Consider the following 21,951-nt stretch of genomic DNA (forward strand, 5'->3'; position numbering starts at 1 on the left):
TTGTACTCGGTCGTGAACGACCGGCGGGTTCGGGACATAGTGACATCCTTCCAGCGGGATCATCCATCCCGCTATCTCGATGTCCACCACCCGGGGGGAGCCTCAGTCCACCTCCGGACTTCGACGGGGAGGTCGCGGGCGCGCTGTGGTCAGACGTGGATCCCGACAAGCGCGAGCTGACTGTGCGTCACACGCTGTCACGGGTGGACGACGAGCTGGTGCTGACCGAACCCAAAACGGACCGCTCACCGCGGCGGGTGCCGCTGCACCCGGGGCCGTGAGTGCGCTCAAGGGATGGCGTACCCAGCAGCTGCAGGAACGGCTCGCCGCCGGTAATCAATGGACGGACACCGGGGTGGTGTTCGCCACCGAGTTTGGGACGATGGTCGACCCGCGCAACGTGCCGCGAAGGGTGGAGCTGGCGGCGGCGAAGGCGGGCATCGAGAACGTGGGTGCGCACAGCATGCGGCACAGTGCGGCCGTGGCGTGGCTGGCGTCGGGCGTGCATATCAAGGCGGCGGCCGACCTGCTCGGGCACTCCTCCATAGCCATTACCGGCGACCGGTACGGGCACATCTCCGACGACACCGCCAGAGCTACGGTCGACGGTTTGGGTACGACGTTGGGCCTCTGAGCGCGCGCTCCCCTATTCCAATCGCTTGAGCAGTGCTTTGATGTTTGCTAGCGCACTCAGGAGGAGCAGCCGATGTCCGTCTCACCGCATTACGCCGGGGCCCTCGTCAGCGGGATCGCCGCCCTGGTCGTAGGCCTCAGTGTTGCGGCACCGGCCGACGCCGACGACACACAGGACCAGATATTTTTTACTTCATTGGGAAACAGGGGAATTAGTTGCCGTTCGCTTCCTGGATGCGCAGGCAACGACCAGCTGCTCGGCCTGGGTCACGCGCTCTGCACCGATCTGTCCACTTCGCGTGACCCAGTGCTCGAGGCCAGGTCTCTGATCGCGAATCAGGGCTTCAGCGTAGAACAAGCTGCGGGAGTGGTCGGTTCGGCTATCGGCGCATACTGCCCCGAGTGGGTACCGGCACTTGATCGAGCGGCTGGGAACTAGACACCGTCCGGGGCTGCGGTCGGTCGACGGTTTGGGTGCCGCACTCGGCCTGTGAACCGGTGTTCGAGCTGGTTGTGGTCAACCGTTGTGGTCAGGGCATGAAAAAGGCCGCTTCCCAACGTGGGAAACGGCCTCTGGCCTGGTCGGGCTGACAGGATTTGAACCTGCGACCACTTGACCCCCAGTCAAGTGCGCTACCAAGCTGCGCCACAGCCCGTGGTGCACCCGGATCTCTCCGGCAGCGGTCGAAAGCCTACCGCAGCCGCCCGCTGTTTTCGTAATCGCCCCACCCGTCACATGTCGACGGTCAGGGCGCGGGGGTCGGCCTGCCGCTGGCGTTCGGTCAGAGACGCGTCGATCGTCACGGTGACCAGGGCGGGAGCGTCGCCGAGAGATGCCAGCACGGTCCCGTCGGGCGCAACGGCCAAGCTGTGCCCGGTCGACACGGGCGCGGACTGGGTCACCGCGGCGACGTGACAGATGTTCTCGATCGCGCGAGCCCCGGCAAGCGTCGACCACTGCGTGACCTTGCCCGGCCCCGGCACCCACGATGACAGCACCGCGAGAACCGTCGCACCTGCCCGCGCCTGGCGTCGGCTGATCTCCGGAAAACGCAGCTCGTAGCACGTCTGCAGCCCAAAGACGGTCGAGCCGATGCGGACTGTCGACGGGTCGGTTCCGTCTCCTGGGCTGATGTGCGTCGACTCGCTGAACACCCCGACGTCGTAGAGCAGCGCTTTGCGATGCCGACCCAGAAACGTCCCGGAGGCACCCCAGGCGGCCAGCGTGTTGAACGGCCGCGCGGGCTCGTCCGGATTGACCTCGACCAAGCCCGCGACGATCGCGATACCGAGCCGGGCAGCCAGTTCCGCCAATGCAGAACCGAACGGCCCGTCGAGCGGCTCGGCCACCGAAGCGAAAGTGCCGTCCACGACGGGCTTTTCGTACATCGCGTATTCCGGGAACAGCACCACCTCGGCGCCGTCGGCCTGGGCCGAGGTGGCGGCAGAGGTGATCTGCTCGAGGTTGGCGGCGACGTCGGTGCCCGAACCGATCTGCGCCAGTGCGACCTTCACGCTCTCACTGTGCCGCAGGTTGGGCGATCTCGATCTCCGCTTGATCGACGGCGATCTCCGGTGGCAGCTCCTTGAACCCATGGCTCGTCACGGCCAGCACCACGATGCCGATGCCCAGCCAACTCAGCCCGAGGACGATGGCCCGGCTGTCGAGCTGCATCAACAGATATGACGTGATGATCGCACCGATGGCCGGCGCCACGACGTAGAGCAGTGGGTTGTGCGCGACACCCGCGGCGCGCTGGCGGAAGTAGTAAACGATGACCGAGACGTTCACCAGGGTGAACGCGACGAACGCGCCGAAGTTGATGAACGACGTCGAGGTCGCGACGTCGAGGAACACCGCCAGCAGACCGACCACGCCGACCATCACGAGGTTGACCGCCGGGGTTCGGAACTTCGCGTTGATCTTGCCGAACACCGACCGCGGCAGTGTGCCGTCGCGGCCCATCGCGAACAGCAGCCGCGAGGCCGACGCCTGTGCGGCGATCCCGGACGCGAACTGCGCCAGGATCAGGCCGGCGAGGAACACCGCGCCGAAGAGGTTTCCGCCGATCTGCTTGGCGATCTCCAGCGCCGCCGACGACGAATCGCTGAATTCCCCACCGGGATGGACCAATTGGGTGGTGTACGCAACGAGCAGGAAGATCGCGCCGCCGATCAGCGCGATGAGCATGATGGCGCGCGGCATGTTCTTGCGGGGTTCGACGGCCTCCTCGGTGAATGTGGTCACCGCGTCGAAGCCCAGGAAGCAATAGGCGGCGATGGCCGCACCGGCGGTCACTCCCCCGATGCTGGCACCGATCCCGCTGAACGGGCTGACGCTCACCAGACCACCGGCCCCGGCGTCGCGGAACACCGCGGCGACCGAGAGCGCCACAAACAGCACGATTACGAGCAGCTGGAAAGCCATCAGCAGGTAGTTGGCCTTGTCGGCGACCTTGATGCCGATGACGTTGAGCGCGGTGGTGATCAGGATGAACCCGATGACCCACAGCCAGCCGGGCACCGCGGGGAATTGCGCTTCCAGATACGCCGCTCCGATCAGCCAGATGACCATGGGCAGGAACAGGTAGTCGAGCAGCACCGCCCAGCCGGTGAGGAATCCGATGCGGGTGTCGATGGTGCGGCGTACGTAGGTGTATGCCGAGCCCGACACGGGATAGGCCGCCGCCATCCGGCCGTAGCTGGAGGCTGTGAACAGCATGGCCACCAACGCGATCAGGTACGCCGACGCCGACGCCCCTGCGGTCGCAGCGGCGACCACACCGAAGATGCCGAGCACGATCAGCGGCGTCATGTACGCCAGGCCGAACAGCACCAGCGAGCGTAACCCGAGGGCACGCACCAAAGTTGGCTGCCCCGAGGCTGTTTGGGTCATTGCGGTGTCTTTCATTCGGCGTGGTAGTTCGAGGGTGACCAGCGCTGCGGATCGATGCGCCCGTCGTAGAGCGGTAGCGGAATGGGTCGGTCGGACGGCCCGAACTGATCCCACATGCGGTTGGTTCCGGCGGTGCCGCGTTCGCGGACCGCCGCGACGGCCCCGAAGTCGATGTGCTGGTAGAGCACTGCGGGTGTCTCATCCGAACTTTCCTGCAGCACAGCACCTTCGGGGTCGACGAGGATGCTGCGGCCCATCCCGACGGGACCCGCACAGTTGACGCTGACCGTGAATACCTGGTTGACGATCGAATTCGCCCGCGCCAGCACCAGTTCCTGAAAGCGGTCCGGGGTGGTGGTCTTGACGACGTTGACGATTACGTCGGCGCCCATCCAGGCGAGGTGACGGCTCAGTTCGGGGAACCAGGCGTCGTAGCAGATGGACAATCCGAGGCGCCCGACGTCGGGGATGTCGACGGTGACGAACGTGTCGCCCGGCGTGAACTTCTCGTACGGGCGCCACGGAAAGATCTTGCGGTAGGACCCCGCCAAGCGACCGTCGGGCGAGAAAACCGGTGCGGTGTTGAACAACTCGCCGCCTTCCCCGAGCTCCAACACCGAGCCGGGGACCAGCCACGCGTCGGCGGAGCGGGCGACCTCGCCCAGTGCCGCGATCAGCGGGCCGTCCAGTGGTTCGGCGGCCTTCGCGAGGGTGTCGGTGTCGTCGGTGCCGAACAGATGAATCTCGGGATAGACGATCAACGCCGGGCCCGCCACCGCCTCGCGCACGCGCATCACGTCGGCCGCGAACTCTGTGACGGTGTCGGTTCGACCGAACACCGGCAGACCCTCCATCGGCAGCGGTGTCGCCTGAACTGCAGCGACTGTGAACGATCCGGGCACCGGGACCTCCGAGAAGTTAATAGCTCACAATGAGCGAATTAAGGAAGGATATTAGTTCAGGATGAACAAATAAGGCAATAGGTCCCGTACCCTCAATGTCATGACGCTGTCGGCCGGGGATGCGCACCCGGCGTTGAGCGCACCCGCGGTCGCGGGCATCACCCGCCTGAGTGCGGCCGACACCGTGCGGGCACGGCTCGAACTGGCCATGGAACTGGAACTCATGGCCGCCGGCGAAAAGCTGCCCGCCGAACCCGACATCGCCGAAGCCCTGGACGTCAGCGTGGCCACGGTGCGACGTGCCCTGCAGTCGATGGCCGACGAGGGTCTGGTGGTCCGCCGGCGCGGCCGGGCCGGCGGGACGTTCGTCGCCCGCAGTGGCACCGCGGTAAGCCCGGGATCCGACCGTCCATCGGCCACCTTCCGCGCCGACGCCGCCGAGGTGCATCGCCTCATCGATTTGCGAGCCCTGGCCGAAGACGCGCTCAGCGCCGCCGCGGCGCATGCCGCATCCGACGAGGAAATCGACGCGCTCGCAGCCATCGTCGCCGAGGCGGCTGCGACGACCGACTGGACCAACTATCACAACGCCGATCAGCGCTTCCACGAATCAGTAGCTGCGGCAAGCCATCTCGACTGGGCGATCAACACCTACTGCGACGTGCTGCACGGGCTGTACCGCTATTTCATCCCGTACCCGATCAGCTATCTGCACACAGTCAACCTCGAACACGCCCAACTGGTCGACGCGTTACGCCACCGCGACAGCCGGGCGGCGTCCGAGATCGCCCGCAACCACGTGCTGACCCTGCACAAGACGATGTACGTCGGGCTGCGGCAACCGACCTAGGTCAGACGGTCACCAGCCGGTAGAGCCCGATCAGCCCCACCACCACGATCACGCCCCGCAGCGCGTTGGGCGACAACCTGCGTCCGTAGTGCGCGCCGAGGAAACCGCCGATCAGCGAACCCACCGCGATCAGCCCCGCGGCGGTCCAGCTGATCCGGTCGAACGCGACGATGGTGTAGGCGACCGCGGCAACGATGTTCACCAGCAGCGACAGCAGGTTCTTGGCGGCGTTCATCCGCTGGATCGACTCGGGCAGCAGTGCGCCCATCACAGCGATGAGCAGGATGCCCTGTGCCGCAGTGAAATATCCGCCGTAGATACCCACGGCGAAGGTTCCCAGCACCAGCGCGACCATCCGTCGTGAGCTCACGTGATCCGCGGACTGCCCGGATTCCTCGGCCCGCCGTCGCGCCCACGCCTGGATCCGCGGGCCGATCACCACCAGCACCAGCGCCAGGATCAGCAGCACCGGCACCACCTGGACGAACACCTTCTCCGGCAGGTGCAGCAGCAACCACGACCCCAATCCGGCGCCGATCAGCGAGCCGGGAATCTGCCATCGCAGTCGGTTCCACTGCCCGCGCAGTTCGCGGCGATACCCCCACGTGCCCGACACACCACCGGCAACCAGGCCGATCGCGTTGGACATCGTCGCGGTGACCGGCGGAAAGCCCAGCGTCACCAGCGTGGGAAAGGTGATCAGAGTGCCCGATCCGACGACGGCGTTGATCGCGCCCGCCCCGACTCCCGCCAAGGCAATCAAGATCATGTGGGTGACAGACACTCGGGCCACCTTATCGGCCCGGTTTGTGGAGTTTTACCCGCACCCGGTACGGCTGAGACTCCATAAGTCACGCGGCTACCGGCGCTTGGGGGCGCCCCTCTTCTCGCGGACCCGCACATTGATCCGGATCGGGCTGCCTTCGAATCCGAACGTCTCCCGCAGCCGGCGCTCCAGGAACCGACGGTAACCGGCCTCCAGGAACCCCGAGGTGAACAGCACGAACGTCGGCGGCCGGGTCGCGGCCTGGGTCGCGAACAGGATGCGGGGCTGCTTGCCGCCGCGCACCGGAGGCGGCGTCGCGGCGATCACCTCCTTGAGGAAGGTGTTGAGCTGGCCGGTCGAGATGCGCATGTCCCAGGAGGCCAGCGAGGTCTCCAGCGCCGGCACCAACTTCTGCACCGCACGGCCGGTCTTGGCCGAGATGTTCACCCGCGGGGCCCACTGCACCTGCGCCAGCTGCCGTTCGATCTCACGGTCCAGGTCGTGACGCCGGTCCTCGTCGACCAGGTCCCACTTGTTGAAGACCAGCACCAGCGCCCGGCCCGCTTCGATCACCATCGACAGCACGCGCTGGTCCTGCTCGGTCAGCGGCTGGGATCCGTCGATCAACACCATGACCACTTCGGCGGCGTCGATCGCACCGTGCGTGCGTACCGAGGCGTAGAACTCGTGACCGCTGGCCTGCCCGACCTTGCGACGCAGCCCCGCGGTGTCGATGAAACGCCAGACCTTGCCACCCAATTCGATCAGTGAGTCGACCGGATCGACCGTGGTGCCCGCGACGTCGTGCACCACCGATCGCTCATCGCCGGCCAGCCGGTTGAGCAACGAGCTCTTGCCGACGTTCGGCTTACCGACCAGCGCGACGCGCCGCGGGCCACCGCCCCCGCCGGACAGTTCCGACACCTCGGGCAGTTTCGCCATCACCTCGTCGAGCAGATCGGCGACCCCGCGCCCGTGCATGGCGCTGATCGGGTGGGGTTCCCCGATGCCCAGCGACCACAGAGCCGCGGCATCGGCCTCGCCGCGTTCGGTGTCAACCTTGTTGGCCGCCAAGAAAACCGGCTTGCCGGACTTGCGTAGCAGCCTGGCAGCGGCCTCGTCGGCCGCGGTCGCCCCGACCACCGCGTCGACAACGAGGATGATGGCGTCGGCCGTGCGCATCGCGACCTGTGCCTGGTCGGCCACGAGCTGTTGCAGCCCTTTGGCGTCGGGTTCCCATCCTCCGGTGTCCTGCACCATGAATCGCCGGCCCAGCCAGTTGGCGTCATAGGACACCCGGTCGCGGGTCACGCCGGGGATGTCCTGAACGACGGCTTCCCGGCGGCCGAGGATCCGGTTCACCAGGGTGGACTTGCCGACATTCGGCCGGCCCACCACGGCCACCACGGGTGGTGGAGCTGCGGCTTCCTCGATCGCTTCGGCGACCTCGGCCGCACCGAGTTCCCAGTCGCTTTCGTCAGCCCACGTGCCGTCGGAGGATTCCGAGCTCATCGTCGCACTCCTGCATGCTGGGTCACGAGCTCCAAAAGGTGTGTGACCACTTGGCTTTCATCCATGTCGCTGGTGTCGACCACCAGTGCGTCGTCGGCGGCCCGCAGCGGTGAGACCGCCCGGGTCGAATCGAGATGATCCCGCCGCTGCACGTCGGCCAGCACGGTCGCGTAGTCGTCGGGCAACCCGCCCGCGATGTTCTGCGCGTTACGCCGCCGCGCCCGCTCCTCGGCCGAGGCCGTGAGGAAGATCTTCACGTCGGCATCCGGCAGGACGACAGTGCCGATGTCGCGGCCCTCCACCACAACTCGGCCACCGCCGGCCGCCAGAGCACGCTGCAGATCCACCAGCCGGGTGCGCACCGACGGCACAGCCGACACCGCCGACACCGCACGCGTCACCTCGTCACCGCGGATTTCGGTCGAGACGTCCTCGCCTGCGAGGTAGGCCCGGTCCTCGTTGGGGTCCGATCCCACGCCGACTTCCACGTCGGCAGCCACGCCCTCGATGGCAGGCACGTCGGTGAGGTCGACGCCGGCACGCAGCACCGCCAACGTGACGATCCGGTACATCGCCCCGGTGTCCAGGTACCGCGCCCCCAGGGCACGCGCCAAACCTCTTGACACCGAAGACTTTCCGGTTCCGGCCGGACCGTCGACCGTTACCACCAATGACCCGCTCACAAACCCACCGCCTGATAAAGCTCGCCGACCTCTTTGCGGCTAAGCGCTCGGATACTGCCCGGCCGCTGATCCCCCAGCGACACTGTGCCGATATCGGTGCGTACCAGTTCCTGCACCGGGTAATCCACCGCGGCCAAGAGCCGCCGCACAATCCGGTTGCGTCCCTCGTGCAGGACGACCTTCACCATGGTCTTGCCGGGCAGGGTGTCGACCACCGCGAAATCGTCGACATGAGCCGGTCCGTCCTCCAGTTCGACACCGGCCCGCAGCTTCTTGCCCAGCCCCCGCGGCACCGTGCCGAGCACGGTCGCGATGTAGGTCTTGGGCACTTCGAAGGACGGGTGCATGAGCCGGTGGGCCAGCTCTCCGTCGTTGGTCAGCAGCAGCAGACCCTCGGTGTCGGCGTCCAATCGGCCCACGTGGAAAAGCTTCTGGTTACCGCGAACCCGGTGCTCCACCAAGTCGCCCACACACGGACGGCCCCGATCGTCGGACATCGTCGAGTGCATGCCGCGCGGCTTGTTGATCGCCAGGTACACCAGGGTGTCGTCGAGCACGATCCGGGACCCGTCCACCCGGATCTCCGCGACAGCGGGATCAACCCGGGTGCCCAGTTCGGTGACCACTCGGCCGTCGACCTCGACGCGGCCGTCGGTGATCATCCGCTCGGCGACGCGACGGGACGCAATTCCCGCCTGCGACAACACTTTTTGTAGGCGCACACCTTCGTCAACCATGTCAGTCCTTGTCCACGTCGAAAGTCTGCGGCTGATCGCTCTTCGGCGAACCACCGTTGAGTTTGGCGAATCGCGGTTCATCGCCGAGTGTTTCGCTCAGATCGTCGATCACGTCGACATCAGGCAGCAGCGGCGCGATGTCGGGCAGGTCGGTCAATGAGCTCAGGCCCAGCCGCTCCAGGAACAGCTCGGTGGTCGCGAACGCCGTCGCGCCGGTGTCGGGGTCGGTGCCCGCCTCGGTGATCAGGCCGCGCGCCAGCAAGGTCCGCATCACCGCGTCGACGTTGACGCCGCGCACCGCGCTCACCCTGGCACGTGTCACCGGTTGCCGGTAGGCCACGACCGCGAGGGTTTCCAGCGCGGCGCGGGTCAGCTTGGACCGCGCCCCGTCCAGCAGCAGCCGCTCCACATACGGCGCGTAGCGCGCGCGGGTGTACATCCGCCAGCCACCGCCGGCCTCGCGCAGGTCGATGCCGCTGTCCCGGGCAGCCAGCTCCTCGGCCATCAATCGCAGCTTCGCGGCGATGCGGTAGGCCGGTTGTTCGGTGGCGCTGGCCAGCGCGTCGATGGTCACCGGGGTGTCGACGACCAGCAGCAGCGCCTCCAGCACCGCGCCCAGTTCACCGTCGTCGAGTTCGGGGACGGCAGCGACGTCGACATCGGGGTCCACCCCCACGTCGACGCCAGGATCGCCGCCGGCAATCTCGTCAGTCATCGTTCTCTATTCTTCCGCGTCGGCGGTTGCCAGGTGTTCGCTGGTCGGCCGATCCCCGGTCCACGAAACCTGGAGCACACCAAGCGGTTCTGATTGCTCGAATGCTACCGCCCGGGCCCGGAACAGCTCGAGCAGTGCCAGGAACCGCCCGACGATCTCGATGCCCGCCGAACAGTCCGCGACCAATTCGCCGAAGGTGGCCCATTCGCCGATCCCCCGCTGTTCGAGCAGGCTCAGCAGCCGATGTGCCTGCTCGGGGACGGACACCTTGGGTGCGTGGATGTGATCGGTGCCTACGGTGGGCACCGGGCGTGGGCTGAACGCGGCCGCGGCGATGGTGGCGAACTTCTCGGCGTCCACCCCGAGCATCACCTCGGGCAGCAGATCGCAGTAGCGGTCCTCCAATGACACCGCGCGCGGGTAGCTGCGCAGTGCGGCGGCCTCCAGTTCGGCGAACATCTCGGCGACGTGTTTGAACGCCCGGTACTGCAGCAACCGGGCGAACAGCAGATCCCGGACCTCGAGCAGGGCCAGGTCTTCCTCGTCGTGCACCTCACCTGCGGGCAGCAGGCGCGCTGCCTTGAGGTCGAGCAGCGTGGCCGCGATCACCAGGAAGGCGGTGGTCTCGTCGAGCTCCAGCTGGGCGCCGATCTGCTTGGTGTAGGCGATGAAATCGTCGGTCACCTGGTGCAACGCCACCTCGGTGACGTCGAGGCGGTGGGCGAAGATGAGTTGCAGCAGCAGATCGAAGGGGCCTTCGAAATTGTTCAGCCGGACCTGGAAACGGCTCGGCTGGCTCTCGCCCGAGGCGTCGGCCGGTGCCGCAGCCGCGGCGGCATCGGTTACCTCGGTGCTCTCGGCATCCTTCACACGCCGAACCGATGAATGACTTCGGCCGCCAGCGATCGATACGCCTGCGCGCCGCCGGACTTCGGTGCCCACGTGGTGATCGGCTCGCCGGCGACGCTGGTCTCGGGGAATCGGACGGTGCGGGTGATGACGGTGTCGAACACCAGATCGCCGAAGCGCTCGACCACCCGCGCCATGACCTCGCGGGCGTTGACCGTCCGCGGGTCGTACCGGGTGACGAGGATGCCGCTGATCTGCAACCGGGGGTTGAGCCGGTCGTGCACCTTGTCGACGGTGTCGGTGAGCAGTGCCAGCCCACGCAGCGAGAAGTACTCGCATTCGGTGGGGATGATCACACCGTCCGCACATGCGAGGCCGTTGACGGTGAGCAAACCCAGCGATGGCTGGCAGTCGATGAGCACATAGTCGTAGCGGTCCAGCACCGGATACAGCGCCCGCGCCAGGGACTGTTCCCGGCCCACCTCGTTGACCAGCTGGATCTCGGCGGCCGACAGGTCGATGTTGCTGGGGACCAGATCGAGGCCGCTGACCCGCGTCTTGATGAGCACCTGATCGATCGATACGCGCGGCTCGACCAGCAGGTTGTGCACGGTGTGGTCGAGTTCGTAGTGCGGCACACCCAGGCCCGCCGACAGCGCTCCCTGCGGGTCCAGATCCACCAAGAGGACCCGGCGGCCGTATTCGGCCAGGCTGGCGCCCAGGTTGATGGTCGAGGTGGTCTTGCCGACCCCGCCCTTCTGGTTACACATCGCGATGACCTTGGCCGGACCATGGCTGGTACGCGGCACAGGCTCGGGGATGGTGCGCGACGGCCGTCCGGTCAGGCCCAACTCAGGTAGCGGGTCGTGTCCGTCGCCGTCGGTCACTTCGGCTCCTCACGCAAGCGTTGTATGCGCGACCACCACAGGCCGGGCAACCCACACTTGGCGAACATCCGGGCAAGTTTAACGTTGCAACGCGCCGGTACCGGGTCGACCCGCGGTCAACGTGCGGATCAAGCCTGCACCGGTTCGGCCGGACGGTCGGAGTCCGGGGCCCGGTGGCGCCCCGTCATCGGGTGGCCGCTGCCCTCCTCGCTGATGCCGATGCGTTTGTGAAGCCAGACCAGCGGGCCCGGCGCCCACCAGTTCACCCCGCCCATCACGTGCATGAACGCCGGCACCAGAATCAACCGGACCAGCGTCGCGTCCATCAGCACGGCGATGGTCAGCCCGACCCCGAACATCCGCATGAACGACACCTGCGCAGCCATCAGCGCAGCGAAAGAAATCGACATGATGACGGCCGCGGCGGTGATCACCCGACCCGTGTGGGCCAACCCCTTGGCGACGGCCTCGTCGGTGCGCACGCGCGCGGATTCCAGGGCCTGGCCCTGATCGGCGTGACCGGACGCCAGCCAGTACTCACGGATGCGCGAGATGAGGAACACCTCGTAGTCCATGGACAGCCCGAAGGTGATGCAGAACAGCAGCACCGGCATGTTGGCGGCCAGGGTGCCGGTGGCCGTGGTGCCCATTGCTCCGAGATGGCCGTCCTGGAAGATCCACACCAGAGCGCCGAACGCGGCCGTCAGGGACAGGACGTTGAGCACCAACGTCTTGAGCGGCAGCACGACACTGCCGGTCAGCAGGAACAACAGCACGAAGCTCGTCACCGCGATGAGGGCCAGCACCTTCGGCAGCCCCGAGGTGACCGCAGCGACGATGTCCCGGTTGATCTGAGCGGTGCCGGTCAGCAAGGCACCGCGGCCATCCGGCCCGGGAACCGCGTGCAGCCGATCGAGTTGGGTGGTGGAGGCGTCGGAGAACAGCGGCGCCGTGCTTGCCACGGTCAGGTAGGTCGTCCCGTCGGCTGTGGCTCCCTCGGCACCGGGACCCACCTGATGGCCACCCTTGAACATCCCGACGGACGACTGGACCCAGGACACCTCGGGGACGGTCGACAACGCGCCGGCGTAGCGGCTCAGTTCGGTGGGGCCGACGCCGGTGACATGCGGTATCACGACGGTGATGTTGTTCGCCGAATCGGTGGCGAAGTCGGTGCGCAGCTGGTCGCCCACCTGACGGGCGGTGGTCGACGTGGGCAGCACGCGGTCGTCGGGGAAACCCCAGCGCACCCCGAGGAACGGCGCGCCGAGCGCCAACAGCAGTGCGGTGACGACGAGACCCACGGGAATGGCCCGCCGGATGATCGCCTTGGTACTGCGGTACCAGAACATCCGCTCGACAGGCGGACGCACGGGATCGGGCCTCCTCAGGACCCGCCGCACCAGCCGGCGGACATCGAGCGCATCCAGCCTGGCGCCGAGCAGCGCGATGGCCGCAGGCGTGACGACGAGCGCAGCACACGCCGCGAAGGCCACCACCGCGACACCGGCGTAGGCGAACGACTTCAGGAAGTACATCGGGAACAACGCCATCGGCAGCATCGACAGACCCACGATGAGGGCCGAGAACAGCACCGTGCGACCCGCCGCGGACATCGTGCGCAGCAGTGCGTCATCGCGAGAATGGCCATCGGCCAACTCGTCTCGGTAGCGGCTCAGGATCAGCAGCGTGTAGTCGATGGCAAGTGCCAATCCCATCGCGACGGCAAGGTTGAGCGCGAAGATCGACACATCGGTGACGAACGTGATGGCCCGCAGCACCGCCATGGCTCCGAAAATCGCCATCGCGCCGACAGCTACCGGCAGTACCGCCGCCACCAGCCCGCCGAACACCCAGACCAGCACCAGGAAGCTCAGCGGTATCGCGATGGACTCCATCAGCGCCAGGTCGCTCTCGGTCTGCTCGTTGATCTGCGCATACACGGTGGCCGAACCCCCGGCCCGCACCACGACACCGTCGCGGTCATGGGCAAGCTGGTCACTCAGTTCCTTGGCGTAGGTGGGTGCGTTGGTCTCCCCTCCGCTGAGACCGGCGACGATCAACCCGGACCGGCCATCGGTACTGGTGAACTGGGCGGCGTTCTGCGGCGTCGTGTTCCACGGCGATTGCACGTAGGCGACGTAGGGAGATTCCTTGAGCCGCGCGGTGATATCGGTTCCCACTGCCCTCGCCCGCGCACTATCGATCCCCTGTGGGTCGCTCACCGTGACGAGGAACTGCATGTCGGGCTGGTGAAAGGTGTCCGCCAACACGGCCGAGGCCCACGATGATTCGGAACCGGGGTCCCGGAATCCCCCGCCGGACAGGTGTTTTGCCACTGGAATACCGAACACCGCACAGCCGAGCATCACCAGTAGCGCGACTGCGATGACTCGCCGGGGCGCGGCCATGGCGAGCCGGGTGACACGCGTCATGGCGTGAGTGAGGGTGCCCGGTCGAGTTCGTCGGCGATCACCTTGGCGACCTGGACCGACTGCTTGGCGACGAACGAGATGAGCCCGGGCCGCGACAGGAAGCCGACGAACCGCAACCCCGGTGCGGCAGCCACCGGCCCTGTCGCGCGTGGCAGTCCGTGTTCGTCCAAGACACCCAGGTGGCCGACGATCGGTTCCAGACCCCGGTGGTATCCGGTCGCACAGATCACCACGTCGGGTTGCAGCTGTTGCCCGTCGATCAACTGAACCGAATTCTCACCGAGTGATTCGATGGTGGGCACCACCTCGAAGCGGCGGGCACGGATGGCGTGGATCACCTCGCGATCGACGATCACCGGCGCGCGGCCGAGTCGCTTGCCGCGCGCGAACACGCCTTCGCTCGGTGTCGGCAAACCGTATTGGGACAGGTCGCCGACGTCGACCCGCAGCGCCACCCGGGAGACGGCGTCGGCCAACCACAGCGGCGCATCGTAGAGCGGATTGGCGATGTAGTCCGAGGGGAATCCGCCGGGCAGCGCGCGTAACAGAATGTGTGGCGCGGTGCGCACGGCAAGCCAGGCCTGGGCCGCTCCGCCGGTGGCGACATCGTGCACGATCTCCATGGCGGACGAACCCGCCCCCACCACAAGGACCCGTTTTCCGGTGTAGGGCTTGGGGTTTCGGTAGGTCGCCGAGTGCAGCACGGTACCGCGGTAGGTGCTCATGCCGGGCCATTCCGGGATCTTCGGAGTGTGCTCGTAGCCGGTGGCCACGACGATCTGCGGCGCACTGATATCCCCCGACGAGGTGGCCAGTACCCAGTTACCCGCGATCCTGTCGATCCTGGCCACGCATGTGCTTAGCAACAGGTCGAGGCCGTCCTCGTGGGCATGATGATCCAGGTGCGCGACAACCTGATCCCGGGTCGGGAAGGTCGCGGTTCCCTTCGGGAACGGCCGGTTGGGCATGTGGGACGTCTGCCGACCGGTATTGAGCTTCAGCCGGTCGTAGCGGCTCTTCCAAGACGACCCGACGTGGTCGGCCCGGTCGATCAACAGCGGACGTAAACCCCTGTCGCTCAGGCTCAGAGCAGCGGCGACACCCGAGGGTCCCGCACCGATGACGACAACCTGATGTTCGCGCACGGTGGCCTCCTAGAGCTTGTTCCGCAGCGCGGCCAGGACCGCCCCGGTGGATGACCTTCCGCCGATGGTGACGCGCACGCCACCGTCGGGGTAATGCTTGACCCGCACCCCCGCGTCGTCGAACACGTCGTGCCACGGGACGCCGTTCGCGGGGAGGTAGATGAAGTTGGCGTGCGCCTCGGTGCTGGCGATCCCCATCCCCCGCAACCGTGACTGCAGGTTGCGGCGTTCCGAGGTGAGCAGCCGGATCCGCTGCCGCAGTTGAGATTCCGCTCGATACGAGGCGGCGACCGCAACCAGGCTGGTGGTGCTCATGCCGAACGGCAGCTGCATCGCCCACAGTTTGGCGGCCAGTTCGCGAGAGCCGAAGGCATACCCGATGCGCAGGCCGGCGAGCCCGTATGCCTTGGAGAAGGTACGGATCACAACGACATTGGGGAACCTGCGCACCAGATCGACCGAGTCGATGCGGTGATCGGGGCCGATGAATTCCGCGTAGGCCTCGTCGATCAGCACAACCGTGTCGGTGGGGATCCGTTGCAGGAAGGCGTCCAGTTTGGCCGCGGATTCCACGGTGCCTGTGGGATTGTGCGGCCGGCAGATCGCCACCACCTTGGCCTCCGATGCCGCATCGGCCATGGCATCCAGATCGTGGCGGCCGAAACTGTTGAGCGGCACCTTGATCGGCGAGATCCGGACCATCGCCGAGATGATCGCGTACCCCTCGAAGGTCGGATCCGCGAAGACGATCCGGTTGCCCGGGTCGGTGATGGCATGCAGCACCTGCAGCATGACACCGGTCGCGCCAGGCCCGAGGATGACCTGTTCATCGGAGATCCCGATGTGATCGGCGATGAGGTGGCGCAACCGCTCGGGCAGGAACTCCGGATATCGGTTGGCCGCATCGATCGATTCGATCAGCGCGGACCGCACAGCCGGAAGCGGTGGGAACGGATTCTCGTTGAGCGACAATGCCATCGGGTCCACGGCCATTGGCAGGGCACCGATGTCGGCGTTCAGCGGAAGCTTGGTGACGCGCGGCAACGGACGCGATTCAGCGACCACAGTCATGATTCCCTCCCACCCGCGCCCACAGCGCGATCAGCCGGTCGTTTGTTGGCGGACAGCCGGGTATAGGTGGCCTTGGCAAGGGAAACCTGGCCCTTGGCCGCGTACCACATCAACCGCATGGCGGACACCTTCTTGGGCGCGGCGAGGGCGCCGGCCTGCCATTGCCTGGCCGATTCGCGCCGGCGCAGTTTTCCGCTCGACGTCCGCGGCAGCGTTCCCGGTGCGAGCAGCTCCACATGACTGGCCAGGATGCCGGTGCGCTCCCACACCCGCTTGGATACGTCGCCGGCGAGGCTGGGCGGTGCCTCGGAGGTGGTCTCCACCAGCAAGGCCAGCGATTCCTCCTCCTCGCCTTCCGGAAGAAAGCCGACCGCCACCGCACAGCCGGTCCGTACCCCGGGCAGCCCGTCCAGCGCTGCCTCGAAATCCTGGGGTGCGTGGTTGGCGCCCCGGATGATCACCGTGTCCTTGGCACGCCCGCACACGTACAGCTCGCCGTCATGGACGAAACCGAGATCGCCGGTGTCAAGCCAGCCCTCGTGCAAGGCCTGGTCGGTGAGATCGGGCCTGCCGAAGTACCCGGCCATCACGCTCGGACCCTTGACGAAGATACCGCCGACCTTGTCGGCCTCCATCGTCCGTGACATGTCGTCACGGATCTCGATCTCGACCCCGGCCAGTGGCCGGCCCACACTGACGAGCTCTTTGCGTCCCGGCGCAACGCGTCCCGAGTAGGCCAGGGTGTCGGCTTCCACGCCAAAGGTTCTGAAGGCCGTCCTGGAAGGCTTGAAGGTCAGGGCCAGGGAGGCCTCGGCCATCCCGTAACAGGGCGTCAACGCCAGAGGATCGAAACCCCATCGCGAGAACCGCTCGCCGAACCTGCGCTGCACGGCGGCCACGACGGATTCCGCGCCGTTGAAACACACACTCCACGACGACAGGTCCACCCCTTCGAGCTCTTCGTCCTTGATCCGGTTGACGCACAGGTTGAACGCGAAGTTGGGAGCCGCCGAATACGTGCCCCGATAGCGCGAGATGGCCCGCAGCCAGGAGGCAGGCGTGGTGACGAACAACTCGGGCGGCAGCAGCACGAGCGACGCCTCGATATAGAACGCCGACAACAGATTCCCGATCAAACCCATGTCGTGGTAGAGCGGCAGCCAGGACACGCCCACCGGGGTGGTGGTCCCCTCCTCCGCGAGACGGCTGTCGATCGAGGCGAGGTTGGACAACAGGTTGCGGTGGGTCAGTGCCACGGGCTTGGGGTCGTGCGTTGTGCCCGAAGAGAACTGGATCAACGCGACGTCGTCGGGCGCCACCTCGACCTGGTCGGCGTCGACACCCCCCAGATCCGCTGCGGTCACGCAGCCCAGCCGAGGCGCCGCCGCCTCCACCGCGACACCGAGAAACCGGCGGATGCGGTCGTCGGTCACCACCAGCGCCGCGTCGACCGACTGCAACATCGCCGTGGTCCTACGGTGGTATTCGTCCATCTTGCCCAACCGGACCGGCGGGTACAGCGGCACGGGAACGGCACCCGCGCACAGCACCCCGAAAAAGCTCTCGACGAACGCGGGACACGTCGGCAATACCAGCGCGACCCGATCCCCCTTTCGCACACCACGTTTCATCAGATCCGCGGCTATCGACAGCGCCCGCTCGTGGACCAGCGCCTTGGGCACCTGCTGGTCCTGCTCTTTCGCGTTGACGAAGAACAGGCTCAGGTCGGTGTGCGCCGCAGCCGCAAGAGCGGCGGGAAGCGTGTCATGCTTCGGGACTACGGCGTCCGGGCCTTTCATGACTGCTTCTCCGTGATGCGCCGCAGCACGAGTCGACCGAGGTCTCCGACGGTCAGCAGCTCGTCGGCGTCGTCGGCGTCCAGGTCGATCTCCCAGCGGTTCTCGATCCGCAGAACCAGCGACATCACCCGCAGTGAATCCAATCCGCCGTCGAGCAGCGAGGATTCCGCCGTCAGATTGGGAATCGGCATCTCCGCGCGGATCATCGCGATGATGTCGTCGGTTACGGCCGCCAGACTCGGCGCCTGCTCCGTAGGAGATGTCATTGTGGCCTCCCGCCCCATTGGATGGCGGCGGCACCGGCGAAGTCGCCGGCGTGGGCGAAGCCCGCCATCATCACGACATCGCCGCTGTTGACCGCGCCGTCGTTGATCGCGGCCTCCAAATTTGCCGGTATGCCGACCGCGAAGAGATTGCCGCACTGCCCGAAGGTGTCACGATGCCGCTCGCGCGGCAGTTCAAGCGCTTCGTCCCAGTTGCGCAGCAGCAGACGATTGGGCTGATTGGTCACCAACAGGTCGAGGTCGTTGGATTTCACCCCGATCCGCTCGCACACCGCCTTGACCACCTGCGGGACTTGGCGATTGCCGCGCGAGAGGACCTTCATGATCTTGGCCTCGTTGAACCCGACGTAGCCCTGACCCGGTCCGGCCTCCCACCACTTCCGCGGCGGATCGGTGTCGAGGGTCATGTCGACCGCGTTCTCGCCGAAGAATCGGCATTCGATGTCGAGTACCGGTGATTGATCGGAGAGCGCGACCAAGCCCACCGCGGCGCCGTCCCCGGGAACCGAGGCCTGCGCGAGCTTGACGACCTGATCCTGTTCGAAGATCTTGCCTGCGGCGTTGACCGAAGCGGCAATCAACGCGGTACGGCCGGCCCCGGACCACAGCAGCTGGCGCGCGAGGCTGAGCATGTACACGAATGCGGCGCAGCCACCGTTGTGCACGTCCAGGATCCACTTGGGCTTGATGCCCAACCGGGCAGCCGTCTCCCCGCCCGCACCGACGATCGGCAGATCGGGCATCTGCGAATGGGTCAGCAGGATGTCGACGTCGTCGAGCATGCCTTTGCCATGTCTGGCCGTCAGCGCCGACACGGCCCGCTCGATCATGTCGACGTTGGATTCCTCGAGTGCCGAATGATGGCGGTACTCGGGCGGCGCGAACATCGGATTGTCGCGCAATGTATCGGATTCCGCGTGGTCGGCATACCACTGAGCCGGCACGCGGTTCTCCGGCAGATAGGTCGCGACGTCGAGCAGGCTGACGGCCGGGGTACGAGTGGTCCTCACCATCAGCCGACACTTGTCTTGTGCCGGTTGGACTCCCGCATCCAATCGGGGGTGATGGGCAGCCCGTTGTGGTACCGGTACTCGGCGATGGCCTTCAGATTCCGCAGCTCCAGCAGATGCCCCGCACCGAACATGTCCCAGAAGTCACCGACCCACACCGGCCGACCGGCCGGCGCCGTCTCCGGATAGGGGTTGTGGTCGTAGAACGGATGATGGCAATTGGTCCACAGCACAACCGATCCCGGCTTGTTGAGCACCAGCTGCGCGTCGACGACCCGCATCAGATAGATCATCCACAGGTGCTTGCCCTGATCCCACGCGCAGTGGTAATCCACGGTCCGGGCCGCTGGGTTGGCCACGGTCCTGGTGTAGATCTCGGTCTCCGAGCCCAGCTTGTCCCACGCCAGCCACAGGCCCGGCTCGGCGGTCTCCTCGAAACCGCGCAGACTGTACGTCCATTCCTCGAGACACCGGGTGTCGGAGAGGTACTCGTACAGCTCGTCGGGCGGGCAATCGATGTAGTCGTTGACCGTGCAGTATTCACCGAACACCTGGTCGTGGGGATAGACCGAGTGCATCATCTCCAGAATGATCGGGGTCGCCTTGTCCCGCGGCGAAGTCTCGATGCGGTGGACCCCGGGAATGGCTTCGGAGCTGCCGGAATGGGTGGCGATATCGTCAAGCGCTGGCAGGGACATTGACCGTGCCCTCCTGTTCTGTTGATGTGCTGTTCTGGGCTGCGGGAGCACCGATCGCGGTGAGAAACGGTGCAAACGGCGGGATTTCGTCCGCCGAGCATTCGATGCTGACGACCGACGGACCGTCGGTGTCCAACGCATCGGCGAGCGCGGCGGGCAGTCGGTCTATGGCGGTGACATCGGTGGCGGCGAGGCCCGGGAACATCGCCGCCAGACCGGCGCCGAGCCGACTGGGCGAAAACCGGTTGTAGCTGTAGAGGTCGTCGTAGTACAGCTGCTCACGAGTCACGCACATGGCGTGGGCGTTGTTGTTGAACAGCACCACGGTCACCGGCAGGCGGTGCTGGATGGCGGTGTGCAACTCCAGGCCGTGCATATAGAAGGACCCGTCGCCTGCGATGATCACCGTCCGCTTGCCACCGGCAAACGCCATGCCGATCCCCGCGCCGAAGCTGTAGCCCATGCCACCCATGCCCAGCGCGACGATGAACCGACCACCGCGCCGCACCGGCAGATAGTGGACCGCGGAAGCACCGGTGTTGCCTGCGTCGACGACGATGTTCACCCCGTCCGGTAAGGCCTGGTCGAGCGCGAGCATGGCGTCGCGGTAGCGCACCCCCTCGTCGGAACACCACGGTGGGGCAAGTTCGTTGTGCGGCACGATATCCGGCACTCGCACGCCGAGCGGCCTGCCGTGGCCGGTGAGCGCGCGGGTGAGTCGGTTGAGCGACGACCGCAGATCTTCGGTGTGCACGTGGGTGCACGGCAGGTACGGCGGGGCCGATCCGATCGACAACGTGTGAGTCGCACCGAGCGCCGCATCCAGCCCGGTTCGGGCCATCACCGGCATCCGGGTTCCGACCAACAGACACACAGCGCTCTGCGCGACCGCGTCGACCGTTCCCGGATGGCCGATCACCCCGGTGACCCCCAGCGCTGACGACGATCCCATACCGGGAACGCCCGCGACATCCTTGGCGTCGGGAACACAGGCGACGCGTGCCCGCAGGACCGAACGTAGCTGTTCGAGTTCGGCGCGCGCGTCGTCGCGGGCCACCTGCTCGCCCGCGATGATGGTGATCGGCCCGTGCGCCTTGCGCAGAGCGCGCACCAACGGATGCGGGTCTCCTACCTGTCGTTGTCCGAGCGCCTGACCGTTGTGTGACTTGGGACCGCTGAACCCCAGCGGTTGTTGCTGAATGTCCTTGGGCAAAAGCAGTACGGCAGGACCGCCGCTGCGCGCTGCGGCGATGGCCCGGGGTAGTGCGGTGACGATGTCTGCGGGCCGCAGCACGCGTTCACAGCTCACCGAGACCGAGCCGAACAGCGCCTCGGCGTTCAGCGAACCTGCGCGCCCGCTGGTGTCCTGGAAGCTGCCGCGGCCATCGAGGGCGGTGGGCGCCTGACCCACGAGGGCCAGTACCGGGACCCGGCTCGCGAGCGATTCGCCGAGCCCGGGGATCAAGTTCAGGCAGCCCCCACCCGAAGTGGCCATGACAACGCCGAGACCTGCTCCGCTGCGGCTGTATCCATCGGCCATGGTCGCCGCGGAGAATTCGTGCTTGGCGAGCACCGCGGTGATCCCGTCACAGAAGTATGCGGCGTCGTACAAGTCTTCGATGTTGGCGCCGTCGACGCCGAAGATATGGGACACCCCGCCGGCTGCCAGATAGTCGACGATGTGGTCGACGACTCGGTACACCGTTGGACGTTCAGATACGCCCCTTACTGAAGCTGTCATATTTCACCCTCGGGTCAGCGATGTGAAACAAACGGCGGCAGTCACGATCCCCGTTCGCGACGTCGCGGAGAGCAACAACATACAACGCAATGCAGGCAGAGATAAGGGAAAACACAGCGTCGGCATTCCGATTGTTTCGCGTGCAAAGAACTGGTAGGAAGCTGTTCCTTTCAAGATCAGTGGGCCAAGCTGTAGAGCTGGCGCTTTACCTATCGGTAGCAATACTTCCCGGGACAGGGACCGACTAAACAAGGGGCACTTCACACATGCGCTGGAACAGGCGCTGAGCACTGGATACGGCGATCTATTTGCGGACGCAAACATCGACCCGTTGAGAT

21 protein-coding genes, 1 tRNA gene and 1 pseudogene are annotated in these 21,951 nt (G+C 66.3%); 4 read left to right on the forward strand and 19 right to left on the reverse strand.

What is annotated here, in order from left to right; all coding sequences use genetic code 11:
- From RMCB_RS36385 to RMCB_RS36940, 3 genes and pseudogenes are all read left to right on the forward strand, one after another.
- A pseudogene (locus tag RMCB_RS36385) lies at positions 1–281 on the forward strand (hypothetical protein); the annotation flags it as partial.
- Complete coding sequence (locus tag RMCB_RS36390) at positions 278–634, forward strand: tyrosine-type recombinase/integrase (protein ID WP_234791961.1); 357 nt, start codon at positions 278–280, stop codon at positions 632–634. The pseudogene RMCB_RS36385 and the gene RMCB_RS36390, both read left to right, overlap by 4 nt.
- A gap of 72 nt (positions 635–706) precedes the next feature.
- A complete protein-coding gene (locus tag RMCB_RS36940; RefSeq protein ID WP_072278390.1) occupies positions 707–1,072 on the forward strand; it encodes a DUF732 domain-containing protein in 366 nt (121 codons plus the stop codon).
- Positions 1,073–1,212: 140 nt separating this feature from the next.
- Here the strand turns inward: RMCB_RS36940 and RMCB_RS02020 are convergent.
- From RMCB_RS02020 to RMCB_RS02035, 4 genes are all read right to left on the reverse strand, one after another.
- A tRNA-Pro gene (locus tag RMCB_RS02020) sits at positions 1,213–1,289 on the reverse strand.
- Between the two features lie 76 nt (positions 1,290–1,365).
- A complete protein-coding gene (locus RMCB_RS02025; protein ID WP_062827420.1) occupies positions 1,366–2,148 on the reverse strand; it encodes a carbon-nitrogen hydrolase family protein in 783 nt (260 codons plus the stop codon).
- Between the two features lie 4 nt (positions 2,149–2,152).
- Positions 2,153–3,529 (reverse strand): APC family permease, encoded by a 1,377-nt coding sequence (locus RMCB_RS02030; protein WP_062827444.1) that lies wholly within the window; start codon positions 3,527–3,529, stop codon positions 2,153–2,155.
- An 11-nt stretch (positions 3,530–3,540) separates the two neighbouring features.
- Positions 3,541–4,431, reverse strand: coding sequence for a carbon-nitrogen hydrolase family protein (locus RMCB_RS02035; RefSeq protein WP_072278391.1), 891 nt, complete (start codon positions 4,429–4,431; stop codon positions 3,541–3,543).
- 100 nt (positions 4,432–4,531) lie between these two features.
- Here RMCB_RS02035 and RMCB_RS02040 point away from each other — a divergent pair, with 100 nt between their 5' ends.
- Positions 4,532–5,281, forward strand: coding sequence for a FadR/GntR family transcriptional regulator (locus RMCB_RS02040; protein ID WP_062827421.1), 750 nt, complete (start codon positions 4,532–4,534; stop codon positions 5,279–5,281).
- Position 5,282: 1 nt separating this feature from the next.
- Here RMCB_RS02040 and RMCB_RS02045 read toward each other — a convergent pair whose 3' ends face one another.
- The 15 genes from RMCB_RS02045 to RMCB_RS02115 all read right to left on the reverse strand — a co-directional run bounded on the left by RMCB_RS02045 (position 5,283) and on the right by RMCB_RS02115 (position 21,613).
- Positions 5,283–6,050 carry a sulfite exporter TauE/SafE family protein gene (locus tag RMCB_RS02045; RefSeq protein ID WP_276063968.1) on the reverse strand — a complete coding sequence of 256 codons (768 nt, stop codon included), beginning with the start codon at positions 6,048–6,050 and terminating at the stop codon, positions 5,283–5,285.
- A gap of 90 nt (positions 6,051–6,140) precedes the next feature.
- Positions 6,141–7,559 carry a ribosome biogenesis GTPase Der gene (gene der, locus RMCB_RS02050; protein ID WP_029374027.1) on the reverse strand — a complete coding sequence of 473 codons (1,419 nt, stop codon included), beginning with the start codon at positions 7,557–7,559 and terminating at the stop codon, positions 6,141–6,143.
- Entirely contained in the window at positions 7,556–8,242 is a 687-nt protein-coding gene (gene cmk / locus RMCB_RS02055) for a (d)CMP kinase (RefSeq protein ID WP_062827422.1), read from the reverse strand. Before cmk ends, der begins: the two co-directional genes overlap by 4 nt.
- Positions 8,239–8,979 (reverse strand): pseudouridine synthase, encoded by a 741-nt coding sequence (locus RMCB_RS02060; protein WP_062827423.1) that lies wholly within the window; start codon positions 8,977–8,979, stop codon positions 8,239–8,241. The genes cmk and RMCB_RS02060 overlap by 4 nt, the downstream gene beginning before the upstream one ends.
- Before the next feature lies 1 nt (position 8,980).
- Positions 8,981–9,694: an SMC-Scp complex subunit ScpB gene (scpB, locus tag RMCB_RS02065; RefSeq protein WP_062827424.1), complete on the reverse strand. Its 714-nt coding sequence runs from the start codon at positions 9,692–9,694 to the stop codon at positions 8,981–8,983.
- Positions 9,695–9,700: 6 nt separating this feature from the next.
- Positions 9,701–10,564: a segregation/condensation protein A gene (locus RMCB_RS02070; protein ID WP_062827425.1), complete on the reverse strand. Its 864-nt coding sequence runs from the start codon at positions 10,562–10,564 to the stop codon at positions 9,701–9,703.
- Positions 10,561–11,430 carry a ParA family protein gene (locus tag RMCB_RS02075; protein WP_036426267.1) on the reverse strand — a complete coding sequence of 290 codons (870 nt, stop codon included), beginning with the start codon at positions 11,428–11,430 and terminating at the stop codon, positions 10,561–10,563. Before RMCB_RS02075 ends, RMCB_RS02070 begins: the two co-directional genes overlap by 4 nt.
- A gap of 128 nt (positions 11,431–11,558) precedes the next feature.
- Positions 11,559–13,865: an MMPL family transporter gene (locus RMCB_RS02080; protein WP_063979563.1), complete on the reverse strand. Its 2,307-nt coding sequence runs from the start codon at positions 13,863–13,865 to the stop codon at positions 11,559–11,561.
- Positions 13,862–15,010 carry a flavin-containing monooxygenase gene (locus RMCB_RS02085; protein WP_062827426.1) on the reverse strand — a complete coding sequence of 383 codons (1,149 nt, stop codon included), beginning with the start codon at positions 15,008–15,010 and terminating at the stop codon, positions 13,862–13,864. The genes RMCB_RS02080 and RMCB_RS02085 overlap by 4 nt, the downstream gene beginning before the upstream one ends.
- A gap of 9 nt (positions 15,011–15,019) precedes the next feature.
- The gene (locus tag RMCB_RS02090) at positions 15,020–16,081 is read right to left on the reverse strand and encodes a pyridoxal phosphate-dependent aminotransferase (RefSeq protein ID WP_062827427.1); all 1,062 of its coding nucleotides are present in this window, start codon (positions 16,079–16,081) and stop codon (positions 15,020–15,022) included.
- On the reverse strand, positions 16,078–17,880 hold the full coding sequence (locus tag RMCB_RS02095; RefSeq protein ID WP_062827428.1) for a fatty acyl-AMP ligase: 1,803 nt from the start codon (positions 17,878–17,880) through the stop codon (positions 16,078–16,080). Before RMCB_RS02095 ends, RMCB_RS02090 begins: the two co-directional genes overlap by 4 nt.
- Entirely contained in the window at positions 17,877–18,146 is a 270-nt protein-coding gene (locus RMCB_RS02100; RefSeq protein WP_062827429.1) for a phosphopantetheine-binding protein, read from the reverse strand. Before RMCB_RS02100 ends, RMCB_RS02095 begins: the two co-directional genes overlap by 4 nt.
- Positions 18,143–19,177 (reverse strand): ketoacyl-ACP synthase III family protein, encoded by a 1,035-nt coding sequence (locus tag RMCB_RS02105; protein WP_062827430.1) that lies wholly within the window; start codon positions 19,175–19,177, stop codon positions 18,143–18,145. The genes RMCB_RS02100 and RMCB_RS02105 overlap by 4 nt, the downstream gene beginning before the upstream one ends.
- Positions 19,177–19,872 (reverse strand): hypothetical protein, encoded by a 696-nt coding sequence (locus RMCB_RS02110; RefSeq protein ID WP_062827431.1) that lies wholly within the window; start codon positions 19,870–19,872, stop codon positions 19,177–19,179. The genes RMCB_RS02105 and RMCB_RS02110 overlap by 1 nt, the downstream gene beginning before the upstream one ends.
- On the reverse strand, positions 19,853–21,613 hold the full coding sequence (locus RMCB_RS02115; protein ID WP_062827432.1) for a thiamine pyrophosphate-binding protein: 1,761 nt from the start codon (positions 21,611–21,613) through the stop codon (positions 19,853–19,855). The genes RMCB_RS02110 and RMCB_RS02115 overlap by 20 nt, the downstream gene beginning before the upstream one ends.
- Positions 21,614–21,951: the final 338 nt, after the last annotated feature.

The sequence above is a fragment of the Mycolicibacterium brisbanense genome (assembly GCF_001570425.1).
GTDB classification, from domain to species: Bacteria; Actinomycetota; Actinomycetes; order Mycobacteriales; family Mycobacteriaceae; genus Mycobacterium; species Mycobacterium brisbanense.

Bases quoted from the DNA above. Each gene is read 5' to 3' on its own strand.
- scpB (WP_062827424.1), bottom strand. From the start codon at position 9,694: ATGACTGACGAGATTGCCGGCGGCGATCCTGGCGTCGACGTGGGGGTG.
- RMCB_RS36940 (WP_072278390.1), top strand. From the start codon at position 707: ATGTCCGTCTCACCGCATTACGCCGGGGCCCTCGTCAGCGGGATCGCC.
- RMCB_RS02045 (WP_276063968.1), bottom strand. From the start codon at position 6,050: ATGATCTTGATTGCCTTGGCGGGAGTCGGGGCGGGCGCGATCAACGCC.
- der (WP_029374027.1), bottom strand. From the start codon at position 7,559: ATGAGCTCGGAATCCTCCGACGGCACGTGGGCTGACGAAAGCGACTGG.
- RMCB_RS02095 (WP_062827428.1), bottom strand. From the start codon at position 17,880: ATGAAAGGCCCGGACGCCGTAGTCCCGAAGCATGACACGCTTCCCGCC.
- RMCB_RS02115 (WP_062827432.1), bottom strand. From the start codon at position 21,613: ATGACAGCTTCAGTAAGGGGCGTATCTGAACGTCCAACGGTGTACCGA.
- RMCB_RS02080 (WP_063979563.1), bottom strand. From the start codon at position 13,865: ATGACGCGTGTCACCCGGCTCGCCATGGCCGCGCCCCGGCGAGTCATC.
- RMCB_RS02040 (WP_062827421.1), top strand. From the start codon at position 4,532: ATGACGCTGTCGGCCGGGGATGCGCACCCGGCGTTGAGCGCACCCGCG.
- RMCB_RS02090 (WP_062827427.1), bottom strand. From the start codon at position 16,081: ATGACTGTGGTCGCTGAATCGCGTCCGTTGCCGCGCGTCACCAAGCTT.
- RMCB_RS02030 (WP_062827444.1), bottom strand. From the start codon at position 3,529: ATGACCCAAACAGCCTCGGGGCAGCCAACTTTGGTGCGTGCCCTCGGG.
- RMCB_RS02060 (WP_062827423.1), bottom strand. From the start codon at position 8,979: ATGGTTGACGAAGGTGTGCGCCTACAAAAAGTGTTGTCGCAGGCGGGA.
- RMCB_RS02105 (WP_062827430.1), bottom strand. From the start codon at position 19,177: ATGGTGAGGACCACTCGTACCCCGGCCGTCAGCCTGCTCGACGTCGCG.
- RMCB_RS02100 (WP_062827429.1), bottom strand. From the start codon at position 18,146: ATGACATCTCCTACGGAGCAGGCGCCGAGTCTGGCGGCCGTAACCGAC.
- RMCB_RS02110 (WP_062827431.1), bottom strand. From the start codon at position 19,872: ATGTCCCTGCCAGCGCTTGACGATATCGCCACCCATTCCGGCAGCTCC.